At 72.6% G+C, this 14,158-nt stretch carries 10 protein-coding genes; 6 read left to right on the top strand and 4 right to left on the bottom strand.

All coding sequences use genetic code 11. The annotated features are described in order from the left end of the window. Positions 1 to 8 precede the first annotated feature (8 nt). Entirely contained in the window at positions 9 to 2,555 is a 2,547-nt protein-coding gene (locus AC1DX8_RS09600; RefSeq protein WP_477629695.1) for a DEAD/DEAH box helicase, read from the bottom strand. A 62-nt stretch (positions 2,556 to 2,617) separates the two neighbouring features. Between AC1DX8_RS09600 and AC1DX8_RS09595 the strand changes: the two genes are divergently transcribed. After that, positions 2,618 to 3,676 carry a GNAT family N-acetyltransferase gene (locus AC1DX8_RS09595; protein ID WP_477629694.1) on the top strand — a complete coding sequence of 353 codons (1,059 nt, stop codon included), beginning with the start codon at positions 2,618 to 2,620 and terminating at the stop codon, positions 3,674 to 3,676. Between the two features lie 4 nt (positions 3,677 to 3,680). On the opposite strand, the gene AC1DX8_RS09590 is transcribed toward AC1DX8_RS09595, so the two are convergent. Further along, positions 3,681 to 6,611 (bottom strand): helix-turn-helix transcriptional regulator, encoded by a 2,931-nt coding sequence (locus tag AC1DX8_RS09590; RefSeq protein ID WP_477629693.1) that lies wholly within the window; start codon positions 6,609 to 6,611, stop codon positions 3,681 to 3,683. Between the two features lie 157 nt (positions 6,612 to 6,768). Between AC1DX8_RS09590 and AC1DX8_RS09585 the strand changes: the two genes are divergently transcribed. The 5 genes from AC1DX8_RS09585 (at position 6,769) to rpsT (ending at position 11,451) form a co-directional block, all read left to right on the top strand. Next, a complete protein-coding gene (locus AC1DX8_RS09585; RefSeq protein WP_477629692.1) occupies positions 6,769 to 7,053 on the top strand; it encodes a hypothetical protein in 285 nt (94 codons plus the stop codon). Positions 7,054 to 7,168: 115 nt separating this feature from the next. Continuing rightward, entirely contained in the window at positions 7,169 to 9,457 is a 2,289-nt protein-coding gene (locus tag AC1DX8_RS09580; RefSeq protein ID WP_477629743.1) for an ATP-dependent DNA helicase, read from the top strand. Positions 9,458 to 9,494: 37 nt separating this feature from the next. Then, positions 9,495 to 9,971: an XdhC family protein gene (locus AC1DX8_RS09575; protein ID WP_477629691.1), complete on the top strand. Its 477-nt coding sequence runs from the start codon at positions 9,495 to 9,497 to the stop codon at positions 9,969 to 9,971. Positions 9,972 to 10,028: 57 nt separating this feature from the next. Beyond that, complete coding sequence (gene holA / locus AC1DX8_RS09570) at positions 10,029 to 11,003, top strand: DNA polymerase III subunit delta (protein ID WP_477629690.1); 975 nt, start codon at positions 10,029 to 10,031, stop codon at positions 11,001 to 11,003. A gap of 187 nt (positions 11,004 to 11,190) precedes the next feature. After that, complete coding sequence (gene rpsT / locus AC1DX8_RS09565) at positions 11,191 to 11,451, top strand: 30S ribosomal protein S20 (RefSeq protein ID WP_056923530.1); 261 nt, start codon at positions 11,191 to 11,193, stop codon at positions 11,449 to 11,451. A 182-nt stretch (positions 11,452 to 11,633) separates the two neighbouring features. Here rpsT and AC1DX8_RS09560 read toward each other — a convergent pair whose 3' ends face one another. Both AC1DX8_RS09560 and AC1DX8_RS09555 read right to left on the bottom strand, forming a co-directional pair. Next, positions 11,634 to 12,197 carry a type II toxin-antitoxin system PemK/MazF family toxin gene (locus tag AC1DX8_RS09560; protein ID WP_477629689.1) on the bottom strand — a complete coding sequence of 188 codons (564 nt, stop codon included), beginning with the start codon at positions 12,195 to 12,197 and terminating at the stop codon, positions 11,634 to 11,636. A gap of 97 nt (positions 12,198 to 12,294) precedes the next feature. Next, positions 12,295 to 14,154: an HNH endonuclease signature motif containing protein gene (locus tag AC1DX8_RS09555; RefSeq protein ID WP_477629688.1), complete on the bottom strand. Its 1,860-nt coding sequence runs from the start codon at positions 14,152 to 14,154 to the stop codon at positions 12,295 to 12,297. Between the last annotated feature and the right edge of the window lie 4 nt (positions 14,155 to 14,158).

The raw sequence follows: 14,158 nt of genomic DNA, 5'->3' as shown, positions 1-14,158 counted from the left end.
GAGTGGGGTCAGAGGCGCCGCATCGCCTGGGTGAGCACCACCGGTTCGCCGGCCTCGTCGGAGGCGTCGAGGTCGACCCACGCCTCGATCACCCAGTCGTGGTCGCCCGAGGGGTCGTGCAGTGTCTGGCGCACCTCCCAGCGGCGCCCAGCGGGCGCGGCGGTGACCGCGAAGAGCTGCGGACCGCGCGCCTCGGAGTCGGTGGCGATGCTGTCGTGGTCGGCGTAGTACGCGCCGAGGGCCTCGTCCCACGCGGCCTCGTCCAGGTCTCCCTCGTCGAGGGCGGCCAGCTCCTCGAACCTGTCGCGGCTGGCCAGCTCCACCCGGCGGAACATGGCGTTGCGGACCATCACCCGGAAGGCGCGCTCGTTCGCCGTGATCGGGCGGGTCGGACGGGTGCCACCGTGCGCGGCCAGGCCCTCGAGCTCCTCGAGCCGCTCGTTGGCGTCGGGGTCCGACAACGCCTCCCACTCGTCGAGCAGCGATGAGTCGGTCTGGCGGACGGTCTCGCCGAGCCACTCGAAGAGGTCGTCGAACTGCTCGCTGCGGTGGGCGGCAGGCACCGTCTGGCGGAGCGTGCGGTAGGCGTCGGTCAGGTAGCGGAGCACGAGTCCCTCGGACCGCGCCAGCTGGTAGGTGGAGACGAACTCGGTGAAGGTCATCGCCCGCTCGTACATGTCACGGACGACGGACTTGGGGGACAGGGCGGACTCGGACACCCAGGGGTGGCTCTGCCGGAAGATCTCGAAGGTCGCCTCGAGGAGGTCGGCCAGCGGGCGTGGCCAGGTCACGTCCTCGAGCAGGGCCATCCGCTCCTCGTACTCCACGCCGTCGGCCTTCATCTCGGCGACGGCCTCACCCTTGGCCTTGTGGAGCTGGGCCATGAGCACCTGGCGCGGGTCGTCGAGGATCGCCTCGATGACCGAGACCACGTCGAGCGCGTGGGTCGGCGACTCCGGGTCGAGGACGTCGAAGGCCGCGAGGGCAAGAGGAGCAAGCGGTTGGTTGAGGGCGAAGTCGTCCGAGACGTCGGGGCTGAGGCGCACCCCGCGACCGTCGGCGTCGAGCGGCGAGACCCGTTGCAGGACCCCGGTGTCCAGCATGCTCTTGCCGAGGGTGATGGCCCGCCGGCACAGCCGGGCCTGGTTGCGAGGCGTCTCGTGGTTGTCGCGCAGCAGGTGGCTCAGGGCGCGCACGGGGTCACCCGGGCGCTGCACGACGTTGAGGATCATCGAGTGGTCGACCCGCATGCGGGACACCAGCGGCTCGGGGTCGGCCGCGACGAGCTTGTCGTAGGTCTGCTCGGTCCAGGAGACCTCGCCGTCGGCGGGCTTGCGGCGCTGCACCTTCTTGAGCTTCTTCGGGTCGTCGCCCGCCTTGGCGATGGCCCGGGCGTTGTCGATGACGTGCTCGGGCGCCTGCACGACCACCGAACCGCTGGTGTCGAACCCGGCGCGGCCCGCGCGCCCGGCGATCTGGTGGAACTCACGGGCCTTGAGGATCCGCTGTCGTGACCCGTCGAACTTCACCAGGCCGGTGAACAGGACGGTGCGGATCGGCACGTTGATGCCGACGCCGAGGGTGTCGGTGCCGCAGATGACCTTGAGCAGCCCGTCCTGGGCGAGCTGCTCGACCAGCCTGCGGTAGCGCGGGAGCATGCCGGCGTGGTGCACCCCGATGCCGGAGCGGACCAGGGTCGACAGCGTGCGCCCGAATCCCGCAGTGAACCGGAAGCCGCCGATCCGCTCCGCGATGGCGGCCCGGTCCGCCTTGACGGTGCCCTTGAGCGACAGGAGCGCCTGAGCCTGTTCCAGCGCCGCCGCCTGGGTGAAGTGCACGACGTACACCGGGGACTGGTGGGTCGTCAGCAGCTCCTCGATGGTCTCCGGCAGGGGAGTGAGGGCCCAGCTGAAGCTCAGCGGCACGGGTCGCTCGGTGCCGGTCACGAGGGCGGTGGGTCGGCCCGTGCGACGACTCAGGTCCTCGGACAGCTCGGTCAGGTCGCCGAGCGTGGCGGACATCAGGATGAACTGCGCCTGGGGCAGCTCGAGCAGCGGGACCTGCCAGGCCCACCCGCGGTCGGGCTCGGCGTAGAAGTGGAACTCGTCCATGATCACCAGCCCCACATCGGCGTCGGCGCCCTCGCGCAGCGCGATGTTGGCCAGGATCTCGGCCGTGCAGCAGATGATCGGGGCGTCCGGGTTCACCGACGCGTCGCCGGTCAGCATCCCGACCTCGGACGCTCCGAAGAGCTCGCACAGCGCAAAGAACTTCTCGCTCACCAGGGCCTTGATCGGCGCGGTGTAGAAGCTGACGCGGTCACTGGCCAGCGCAGCCAGGTGGGCACCGGTGGCGACCAGCGACTTGCCGGACCCCGTGGGGGTCGAGAGGACGACGTTCTCCCCGGCGAGGAGGGAGATCAGCGCCTCCTCCTGGTGGGGGTACAGCGGTGTGCCCTGGTCGCGCGCCCAGCCCTCGAACGCGGCATACACCTCGTCGGGCCCGGCCCCCTCGGGCAGCAGGGCGTCGAGGGGCAGCGGCGGGGCGGAAGGCATCGCCGGCCATCCTCCCACCCGGGGGCACCCTCGCGAGCCTGGCCCTCGATAGCGTCCTCACCGTGACCCAGGACCAGACCGAACCCCGCACCGCCCGCCTGGCGCTGACGCGGCCCACCGAACACGATCGCGCCTTCCACACGGCGGTGCACAGCGACCCGCGCCTCTACACGCACGCACCGCACGTCCTCGGCACGCCGGAGACGAACGCGCAGTTCTTCGACGCGATCCTCGACCACTGGGCGACCCATGGGTTCGGTTACTGGGTGGCGCGTGACCTCGACTCCGGTATGCCGCTGGGCTGGGTGGGCGTGCAGCGCCGCGACGAGTACCTCAACCTCTACTACCGGTTCGTCGCCGAGGCCCAAGGGCGGGGACTGGCTCGCGAAGCCGCCCGTGCAGCCGTCGCGATGGCCACCGAGTGGCACCCCGGTCGGGTCGTRCGCGCCCTGGTGAAGGAGCGCAACACCCCCTCGGTCCGGACGGCACTCGCCAGCGGGTTGGTGCGAACCGGTCTCACCCGGGTGCTCCCCGATGACCTCCCCGACGAGCCCCACTCCGTGGTCTTCGAGGCCCCGCGCGTGACCCGCGTCGACGACCTCGACGACACCGGTCGTGAGGAGCTGCTCGACCTCTGGCAGCGCGTCAACGATGCCGGGGGAGCGGTCGGGTTCCTGCCGGGCGCGCCACGTTCGGCCGTCGCCGAGCTCCTCGCGGTGCACGAACGGCAGATGGCCGACGGGGACGGCTTTGCCGGGGCCTTGCGGGACCCCGACGGCGCCTTGGTCGGGTGGGGGTGGTGCGTGGTCGGTCCGAACCCGTTGCGGCGCCACGCGCCCTGGCTCTACCGCGTGATGGTGGAGCCGGGCCGGCAGGGCTCCGGACAGGGCGGGCTCCTGCTCGCGGGGCTGCACCGGCTGGCTCGCGAGGCCGGCGCGGAGCAGCTGCTGCTGAGTACGCGCAGCGGCGCGGGAGTGACGAGGTTCTACGCCCGGCACGGCTACCAGGAGGTTGGCCGGGTGCCGGGCGTGATCCGCGTCGCTCCCGGAGATGACCGTGACGAGGTGCTGATGGCTCGCCGACTCGACGGCGGCCCGCTGCACGTCCACGGCGGCGACTGACGGGTCAGTCGGTCTCGGGGTCAGTCGGTGACGGGGAGCCGTGGCGCCGGGTCGCCCAGCGCGCCAGGTCGACCCGGTTGGAGGTGCCGGTCTTGGTGAGGAGGTGGCTGACGTGCGAGCTGACGGTCTTCTCGCTCAGCACGAGGGCACGCGCGATCTCGCCGTACGTCCGGCCAGCGACGATGTGGCCGAGGATCTCGGACTCACGCGGGGTGATGCCCGCGGTGGCCGGGACGGCGGGTGCCGCGCCGGCACCTGGTGGCTCCGCCAGCGGGATGCGCGCGCCGCGGGCGAGGGCCTCCAGCTCGTCCACGATCGGCTGAACACGGAGCCTGCGGGCCAGCCCGTGGCCCCGTCTGAGGGCGTCCGCCGCACCGTCCCGGTGTGGCTGTCCCGAGCTCAGGAGTGACTCCGCGAGACGCCACAGTGAGTAGCACTCCTCCCACGCCAGGACACCGTGGAGGGCGGTGGCCGCCTCGGCCCATCGCCGGGGGGCCGCCACGTCGCGTCGCGCCCGAGCCACCTCTCCCTGGTACATCGCCTGCAGGCCGTCCAGCTGGCCGCGATAGCCGGACGTCAGGCCGCCCTTGTCGGCCAGCACGTGGGGGAACGCGCGGGTCAGTGCGTCGACCTCAGCCAGCTCCGGAGCAGGGTCCCGACCGGCATCACGGGCCTGCTGCACCTGCTCGGCCAGGGCTCGCGCCGCGATGGGGACCAGCCATTCGCACATGGTGGGTGGGGCGCCCGGTGTGGCAGTCCCGGACACCGCGGCCTCGACGGCCTCGCGGAGGTGACCGCCGCACAGGAGCACCATCGCCCGCACGGCGTCGAACTCGAAGGCGAGGAAGGTCGACGTCTCTGCGAAGAGCTCGTCGGCGCGGGCCAGGTGCCCTTCCGCCTCGTGGATGCGGCCCTGTACCGCTGCCAGCCACGCGGCATTCAGTCGGCTCTGCACATCGACGAGCGCGCTCGGTCTGGCACCGAGGGCCTCACGGATCAGCTGGGCCGACGTCTCGAGCTCCCCGGCGTGCAGGTGCCCGAAGGCCTCGTTGGCCGTGAGCCAGGCGACGTAAGTGGACGGCAGGCCCAGGGCGGTCAGCTCGACTCGGCGGCGGCCCACCATGGACCGCCACTGCGGGGTGATCGGACCATCGACGGAGTTGGCCTCCCAGAGGCTGGCGTGCACGAACGCCCAGCCGTCACGTGCCGTGGCTGCTGCTGCGACGGCCTCGCCCCCCAGGCGTCGGCCGTCGTCGAAGCGGTCTTCGAAGACGGCCAGCATCGAGTTCGCGGCCAGCGCGTAGGCCAGTGCCCGGGGGTGGGCGCAGGCCCTGGCGCGCTCGAGGGAGCGGGTGGCGAACTCGGGGGCAGCGGGGTCGTCCTGCCACAGGCTGGCGTGCGCCAGCTCGGCCAGCGCGACTGCGTACTGCCACGAGGCGGGCTCAGGTGCGGCCAGCTCGACGGCGCGCCCCAGCTCCACGGGGTCGAGGAAGCCCTGTCCCGTCGAGAAGCGCAGGTGCTGGCGACGGACCAGGAGCTCGCTCACCACCACGGGGTCCTGCTCGGGCGCGAGATCGGCCAGGAGCGCTTCCACGGCCAGCAGCTCCTCCTTGACGTCGCCGACGTCCTCGGCGGCCTGGCGGAGCCGCTGCCACAGCGAGGCCGGCGGCCGCGGCTCGCCCTGGACGGCCAGCGCGCGCAGGAGCAGGCGCAGCTCGGTCTCACGGGCGCCGGTGGCCGCGGCCCGGTCAGCGGCCCGCAGCGCCCAGTCATGGGCCTGCGCAGTCTGGCCGGCTCGGTGGTGGTGCTCGGCGATCAGGCTGAGCGTCTCGAGGTGGACGTCGTCGGACGGCACGGCCGCCGGCGACGACCCGGGATGCTCCGCCTCCAGCTCCACCTCCAGGGAGGCGGCGAAGGCGGCGTGCAGCCGTTGCCGCTCGGGCCCGTCGAGGCTGCCCTCGAGGGCCTCGGCCTGGAGCGGGTGGTGGAACCAGTACCCACCGTGGCGGTCGACCTCCAGCAGGTCGGCCTCCACGCAGTCCCGCAACGCCGACCGCAGGTCGCTCACCCCGGCGAGGTCCGCGGCGTGGTCGAGCATCCTCCCGCGGGCGACCCTCCCGCCGACCGCCAGCACCCGCGACAGCTCGCGGGCGGGCAGGTCGAGGCGGTGCCAGGCCCTGAGCACTGCCGAGGCGAGGTCGTCAGGCACCCCGGGGCCGAGGACCGTGGCTGCCGGGTCCACGCCTCGCACCAGCAGCCGGTTGAGGTACGCGTTGCCGCCGGTGCGGCCGAAGACCTCGCGGACCAGGCTCTCGTGAGGCACGTCGCCGAGCACGCCCTTGAGCTGCTCGCGGGTCTCCTCGAGCCCCAACGGGCCCAGCGACATCTCCGCGAAGCCGGGCAGCCGCCGCACATCGGCCAGCCAGCGGTGCAACGGGTGACCCGCCACCAGCTCCCCACGGCGGACGGTCATGATCAGCGCGAGACGGCGAGGGGTCAGCCCGGCCAGGACCCACATCAGGATGTCGAGGGTGCCCGGGTCGGCCCACTGCAGGTCGTCGACCACGAGGGCCACCGGTCGTTCGGCACAGCGGCTCTCCACCCACCCGTCGAACTCCTCGGCGGTGCGCGCGCCGTCCGCCCCGCTCAGCACCGGTCGCTCGCCCGGGAGCACCGCCGACACCGCCGCGCGCAGCGGGAGCAGTGGGACGGTCACCGAGGTCATCGCCAGGCACGCGCCGCTCAGCACCAGGAAGTCCGGGGCCAGGGAGCACGCGTGTTGGGCCAGCCGGGTCTTGCCCACTCCGGCGTCACCCAGGACCAGGACGGCCCGGCCCTCGCCGGCGCGCGCCGAGGCGAGGGCCGCGGCGAGCTCGTCGAGGGCCTCGGCTCGGCCTACGAAGACGTCGCGCTGTGCCGACTCCGGTGGTGACACGTCTTCCAGTGTGTCGCGGTCGGACTGCCGGCGACAGCGGAAATCGAGGGGGCTCGGCCGCGCTTCTCAGGGGGTCCTCCCGATGTGGCTCAGGTGCCGCTCGCCGGACCGTGGAGGTGTCAGCAGGGATCACCTCTCGAAGCACCAGGAGCACACCGTGAACGCAAGCCAGAACGCGGGCCGCACCGTCCGGCACGGCGCCACCACCTCGACCCGGCGCGCCTGGCGCGTCATGCCGGTCCTCGCCGCCACCGCCCTCGTCGTGGGGCTCGGTGCGCTGCCGGCCGCAGCGCGGCAGGACCCCGGCAAGATCGACGCCCCAGCGACGTCATCCACCGCCACCTACTTCTGCACGCTGGAGCGCGTCGGCACCCAGTTCGTCGCGTGCGACAACCTGACGGGGAACGGGGTGCCGGCACCCCGTTGGGTGCACGAGAGGTGACATGACGCGGCCCCCGCGTGACCCCGGCCCCTCCGAAGGTGCCGGGGTCACGGTCGTGCGCGGCACGGTGGGGACGGTCGACCACCCCACCCGCGTCACGGCATACGCTGACCCAATGGCTTCACTCGACGACCTGTTGCACGCCGCCGTCCAGGGAGTCGGGGGAGTCGAGCGACCGGGCCAGGTCGAGATGGCCCACGCCGTCGAGGACGCCGTGGCCGCGGACGAGCACCTGCTGGTGCAGGCCGGCACGGGCACCGGCAAGTCGCTGGCCTACCTCATCCCGGCGGTCATGCACGCCCAGAAGACGGGCAAGCCAGCGGTCATCGCGACCGCGACGCTGGCCCTCCAGGCCCAGATCGTCGACCGCGACATGCCGCGACTGGCCGAGTCGATCGCCCCGCTGCTCGGGAAGCGGCCGACCTATGGCCTGGTGAAGGGGCGTCGCAACTACCTGTGCGCCCACAAGCTCGAGGGCGGTTTCCCCGACGACGAGGACGGGCTGTTCGAGGTGGGCGAGGTGGACCGGGCGGCGTCCCGGCTCGGCCAGGAGGTGGTGCGCCTGCGTGCGTGGGCCGAGACCACCGAGTCGGGCGACCGCGACGAGCTGGTGCCCGGGGTCAGCGAGCGTGCCTGGCGGCAGGTGTCGGTCAGCGCCCACGAGTGCATGGGGAGCAAGTGCCCCGCCTTCGCCGACTGCTTCGTCGAGCGGTCCCGTGAGGCTGCGAAGGAGTGCGACGTCATCGTCACCAACCACTCGTTCATGGCGATCGACTCGTTCGAGGGACGCCAGATGCTGCCGGAGCACGACCTGCTGGTCGTCGACGAGGCGCACGAGCTGGTCGACCGCGTGACGTCCACCATCACCGACGAGATCACCCCCTCGATGGTCGCGGCCGCGGCGAAGCGGGCCAGCCGGCTCGCCGAGTCCACCGAGGCCGTCGACGACGCGTCGGTCTTCCTCCAGTCCGTCCTGGACGAGCTCCCCGAGGGCAAGCTCAACGGCATACCCGACGCGCTCTCGCTCGCCCTCGCGCGGGTGAGGGACACGACGCGACTGGTGCAGTCCGAGCTGAAGCCGGAGAAGGGCGTCGAGCCCGACGGAGCCCGCAAGGTGGCCCAGGCCGCCATCGACGAGATGTTCGAGAACTCGTCACGCATCCTCGAGCAGCGCGACCTCGACGTCGTGTGGGTCAGCCGCGACCAGCGGCGCGGCTCCGTGTTGCGGGTGGCCCCGATGAGCGTGGCGATGTTGTTGCGCGACAAGGTTTTCGGCGACCGCACCGTGGTCATGACGTCCGCGACGCTCGAGCTGGGCGGCACGTTCGACGCCGTGGCCGGCACGATGGGGCTGCGCGGCGAGGGGGCGCCGGAGTGGCGCGGCCTCGACGTGGGCAGTCCGTTCGACTACCCCCAGCAGGCGATCGCGTACGTCGCGCAGCACCTGCCCGCGCCGGGGCGGGACGGCCTGAGCGAGCAGACCCTCGACGAGATCGAGGCGTTGGTGCGGGCGGCCGGTGGCCGCACCCTCGGGCTGTTCTCGTCCATGCGCGCGGCCAAGGAGGCCACCGAGGCGATGCGGGAGAGGTTCGACGGCGACATCGGCTTCCTCTGCCAGGGCGAGGACCAGATCACGACCCTGGTGCGCCAGTTCGCCCGTGACCCCCGCACCTGTCTCTTCGGCACCCTCACGCTGTGGCAGGGCGTCGACGTCCCGGGCTCGGCCTGCCAGCTGGTGATCATCGACCGGATCCCCTTCCCCCGACCCGATGACCCGCTGTCCTCCGCGCGCTCGCAGGCGATCGCCCGGATGGGCGGCAACGGCTTCATGGCCGTCTCCGCCACGCATGCCGCGCTCCGGCTGGCGCAGGGCGCCGGCCGGCTCATCCGTCGCGCCGACGACCGCGGTGTGGTCGCCTTCCTCGACTCCCGCATGATGACGGCGCGGTATGCCGGGTTCCTCCAGCGTTCGCTGCCACCGTTCTGGCCGACCACTGACCGCGAGCGGGTGCTCGCCGCCCTCCAGCGGCTCGACGAGACGGCCGCCCCGCCGGTCGAGGTGCACGAGCCGGCGCTGCGGGGGATCACCGGCGCGTTGGTCGGCACGAGCATGGGGGGCGCGAGCTTGGGCGGCACGTCGTCCGGCGGCACCGGCGAGGACGCGGTGGAGCACCCGCGCCCGGTGGCCGACGCCCCGCCGCCCGCCGAGTCGGCTCGAACGGCGGTCACGGCCGGTCACGCCTGGACGGCCGAGTCCGACGAGGAGCTGCGCGACGGAGTCGAGCTCGGTCTGTCGGTCGACGAGCTCGCCGAGAGCCTGGAGCTGCCGGCCGATGTGGTCGCGGCCCGGCTCAAGGGGCTCGGGCTCGAGGCGACCGGGGCGGCCACGCTCGCGTTCGAGTAGGCACCCGAGCCGGGGGCCCGTGGTCGATACTGGGCGGATGACCGAACCCTGTGCCCTCCACGTCATCGGCGACGGACCGGTGGCAGCGGCCCTCGTCGCCCTGGCCGCGCCCCTCGGGTGGGCGGTCACGACCTCGACCGACGACCCCAGCGTCCCTGCGGACGTCGACGCCCTCGTGGTGACGAGCCACCATGACGGCGTGGACGGCCCAGCCATCCGCGCTGGGCTGGAGGCTGGGACGGCATACATCGGCGGCATGGGGTCGCGCCGCACCCAGGAACGCCGACGGAGCTGGTTGCTCGAGCACGGCGTGGCAGAGGAGGCGCTCGCCACCGTGCACGCGCCGATCGGGCTCGACATCGGCGCCAACGCCCCGGGGGAGATCGCGGTGGCGATCCTGGCCGAGGTCATCGCCGTCCGGGCCGGCCGGACCGCCGCGGGATCGGTGGCCGACCGGGAAGGGGCGATCCACCCCGACCTACCCGCCGGTGACGCGTACTGCCCCGGTGGCTGACCCGCTGGAGGGACGGCAGTCCCGGCGGCGTCGGTGGGTCATGGGAGGCTGTGCGCCGTGACCGCCACCGCGACGCGAACCGTCCCGCCCCTCGTGTTGATCTCGGGGCCTGAGGCCGTCATCGCCGACCGCGCCCTGAGCGCCACCCTCGACGACCTGAGGGCCACTGCCCCGGACGTCGAGGTGATCCGCCTGGCCGCGGAGACCTACGAGGCCGGCGCGCTGGGCATGCACGCGAGCCCGTCCCTGTTCGGGGGGTCGAAGTGCATCGTGGTCGCCGACCTCGACGAGGCGCCCGACGAGCTCCAAGAGGACCTGCTCGCCTTCCTGGCTGCGCCCGATCCCGAGGTCACGCTGGTCGTCACCCACAAGTCCGGTCAGCGTGGCAAGAAGGTGCTCGACACCCTCAAGAAGTCGCAGGCGCGCGTCATCGAGGCCCCGGCCATCAAGACCGACCGTGACAAGACCGACTTCGCCGCGCACGAGTTCCGTGCGGCGGGGCGACGAGCCACCCCGGATGCGGTGCGCGCCCTCATCGAGGCGGTCGGCAAGGACGTGCGCGAGCTCGCCTCCGCCTGCCAGCAGCTGGTGGCCGACACGACCGGCACGATCGACGAGGACCTCGTCACCCGCTACCACGGGGGCAAGGTCGAGGCGACAGGCTTCAAGGTGGCCGACGCGGCGGTGGCGGGCAACGCCGGCGAGGCGCTGCGGCTGCTGCGGCACGCCATCGCGACCGGGGTCGACCCGGTGCCCATCGTCGCGGTGCTCGCCCAGCAGCTGCGCCAGCTCGTCAAGGTCGGGGCAGCGGGCCGTGGCCGGTCGGCCGACGTCGCCCGCGAGCTCGGGATGGCGCCGTGGCAGGTCGACAAGGCGCGTCGTGGCCTGTCCGGATGGGGTCCCGAGGGTCTGGCCGAGGCCATCCAGGCCGTCGCCCACGCCGACTTCGAGGTCAAGGGCGGTGGCCGCGACCCGGTCTACGCCGTCGAGCGCGCGGTGCTCACGATCACCCGGGCGCGCACCGGTCGGTGACGTCAGCCGATGGCGTTTTGGGGGAGTGGGCTCCTCGCTGGTAGATTTACCCGTCGCGTGCGCGCATGGTCGTGCGCGCATGCAGCTTCATCCAGAGCCCCTCAACCACAGGTGCCCCACGCCTGGTCCCGAGAGGCTTCTGCCGCCCTCTAACGGCAACCACCGACCAACCAAGAGAGACACACCTGTGGCAAACATCAAGTCCCAGCTCAAGCGGATCAAGACGAACCGCACGGCGACCGAGCGCAACAAGGCCGTCAAGAGCGAGCTCAAGACCTGGATCCGCAAGTTCCAGAAGGCCGTCGACGCCGGCGACGCAGCGGCGGCGAAGGATGCCCTCGCGACCGCCAGCAAGAAGCTCGACAAGGCCGCTGGCAAGGGCGTCATCCACGCCAACCAGGCCGCCAACAAGAAGTCGGCCATGGCGAAGAAGGCCGCCTCGCTCTGACGCGAGTCGCCTCCACGGCAGCAAGGGCCGGTCACCCCACGGGGTGACCGGCCCTTCGCGTTGCGGGGCCATACCGAGTCGGTATGCCGCCGGCTCGGGTCGGTGTGCCGCCGGCTCGGGTCGGTATGCGCCGGCTCGGCCTCTGGCTCGTCCCCGACTCGTCCCCAGCTCGCCCCCGGCTCTCACCTCGCCGCACGGACCGCCGCGGCCACCTCCTCGAACCGCTCGCGGTCGAGCACCGCGCCCTCGCGTCGTACCGCGCGAGGGTCCACCCGCACGATGCGGTCCACCCGCACCTCGCTGGGGCGGCCCTTGCTGTCCCAGTCGCCTGACCCGATGTCCTGCCAGTGCCGACCCTGTCTGGCTTCCTGGGCCTGGTCGCGGTCATGGTCCTTGCTGGTGAGCATCAGCGCCAGTAGCCACTCCCCGTCGCGCGCGATGAGCAGCACCGGACGGTCCTTGCCCTGGCGGTGGTCCTCCTCGAACGGCACCCAGGTCCACACGATCTCGCCGGGATCGGGTCGCCCGTCCGGGGTGGGCGCATACGTCAGGTCGGGGGTCCCGGTGAAGTCGCCCGGGTAAGGGGGCCGGGCCTGCTCCTGCGAGTCGCGCTGGGGCTGGTTCTGGGGCTGGTTCTGGGGCTGGCGCTGGGGCTGCTGGCTCCTCCTCGGTGCCGGAGCAAGTGGCGGCACCGGCGGGGCGCCACGCCGCCAGAGCCGGGTCAGTCGCGAACGAAGGGAGGCCATGACCGTCACGCTAGCCGGGTCGGTGGCACTGATGGTCCTCGACTGCGCCGTCGCGGGTGAGGCTCCGGGTGCGGCCCCTGGACGTGGGTGCGCTGGGTCAGAACGGCGGCAGCTCGCCGCCGGGTGCGTGCTGCCCATTGGGCGCGCGCTGCCCGCCGGGCGCGTGCTGGTCGCTGGGCGCGTGCTGGTCGCGGCCTGCTGGATGCGCTCCACGGCGCGGACCCTCCTGCCGGCCCGGCTCCTGGCGATGGAGGAGTGGGCGGCTCACCGTCAGTCTCGGACGCGGCCTTCGTCGTCGGTCGCGTTTCACCCTGAGCAAGTGGTGGGCCAGCTCGTCCTCCCAGGTGGACCAGAGCACCCCGACCTCGTCGGCTGGCATCGACCCGGCATACGCACCGGTCGGGTGGCCCCCGCGCGGGGCTCCGTCCTCCAGCTGATTCTCGTTGATGCGCGACGGGTCCAGACTCGGGTGGTCGGGATGCTGCTCGAGCTGAAGGAAGTCGAGGGGCAGCGTGGTGCGCAGCCGCCCCGTGGGGTCGGTCCAGGTGACCGTGGCGTCCGGCTCGATGCGCGCACTCCAGCGCAGGGACTGTTTGACTCGATGGTGGCGCCGACAGAGGCACATGAGGTTGTTGGCCTCAGTCGCGCCGGACGGCCATGGACGGACGTGGTCGAGGTCGCAGAACACGGCGCTCACGGTGCACCCCGGGAACCGGCATCGGCCGTCGCGGGCCTTGACCAGATCGACGAGCGCCGCAGGGGGCCGGTACGCCCCGGTCTCGAGCAGGCGAACCCCCGACGAGCGCGTGCCGGGCGCAGTCGGGACCAAGGCGCCGGTGTCGGGGTGACAGCCGATCACCTTCGCGTGGACTGCGACGGCGCCGCTCCTGGCGTCACGCGTCGTGCGCCCTGTGCCGGCAGCGCCCGGCTCACGGGTCGAGGGGGTGTCACTCCCGCGGCCAAGGTCGGCAAGGTCCTCGAGCCATTCTCGGCGGACCACGGCATCACCGGCCATCCCCAGGCCCGCCACGGTCGCCACCGCGCCCTCCCGGATCTGTGCCGAGACCGTGGTTCTCGGGGGCCCCGCGGCGGGGGCGAGGCTGCGGTCGCGAGTCGTCGGGTCGCTTCCACGGGACTCTGGCTGCTCGGCGGAGGCGAGTTGCTCGGCGGGAACGGCGAGCTGGACCACGAAGGTGCCCGTCGCCCGAGAGTGGATCAGGTCCATCAAGGCATCGGCGCGGGCCTCGTCCACGCCATTCGCGCGACCTTCCAGCACGTACTGACGAGCCAGGCCGTCGACGACCGCCCAACCACTGCGGGCCTGCTCCACCGGGAAGCTCCCCAGCCAGGTGTCGACGCCCGGCTCGTCACCGGGCCACCGCCGGAGGCTGCGTGCCGCCCGTGCCCGCGCTGCCTTCGACCGCAGGAGGTCGGCGTCCACCGCACCCAGCGCGCGTCGCACCCTGCGACGGAGCGTGGCGGGCGGTTCGGTGCCCAGCGACCCCTCGATCCTCGCCACGACCTCACGACAGACCTCCGGGGGAGCGTCGCGCAGCTCGTCGGCCACGACCCCGGCGCGGTAACCGTCCAGTCGGCCGGACGCCATCGCGTCGTGGACGGCCGGCACCCGGGTCACGACGTCGACAGCCATGGCCATGCGACTGCAGGCGGCTGCATCGCTGAGGCCGAGCTGGTCGCTGATCAGCGCGGGGGCGTCGAGCCGCTGGTGGCCCAGCCCACGGTGCTGTTCCACCACGGTGCCGTCTTCGAGTGCCACGTCCTCGATCGCGGCCAGGTGGGCCATGGCCAGGAGCTGGATCGCGGTGGCTTGGTTCACCACGGCCTGGCAGTCCTGGACCAGGGCGACCAGCTCCGAGACCGACCGGGTCCTGCCGTCCGCGCGCAACCGAGCCAGCTCCTGCTGGAGTGGTTCGGCAACGGCGGCAAACTCGAACACGTGT

This window comes from Pedococcus sp. P2_A3, assembly GCF_056405035.1.
Note: the sequence above shows the minus strand (reverse complement) of the source record. Positions and strands in the feature narration are given on the sequence as shown.

Coding starts and splice junctions, on each gene's coding strand:
- AC1DX8_RS09600 (WP_477629695.1), bottom strand. CDS start 2,555: ATGCCTTCCGCCCCGCCGCTGCCCCTCGACGCCCTGCTGCCCGAGGGG.
- AC1DX8_RS09580 (WP_477629743.1), top strand. CDS start 7,169: ATGGCTTCACTCGACGACCTGTTGCACGCCGCCGTCCAGGGAGTCGGG.
- AC1DX8_RS09575 (WP_477629691.1), top strand. CDS start 9,495: ATGACCGAACCCTGTGCCCTCCACGTCATCGGCGACGGACCGGTGGCA.
- AC1DX8_RS09560 (WP_477629689.1), bottom strand. CDS start 12,197: ATGGCCTCCCTTCGTTCGCGACTGACCCGGCTCTGGCGGCGTGGCGCC.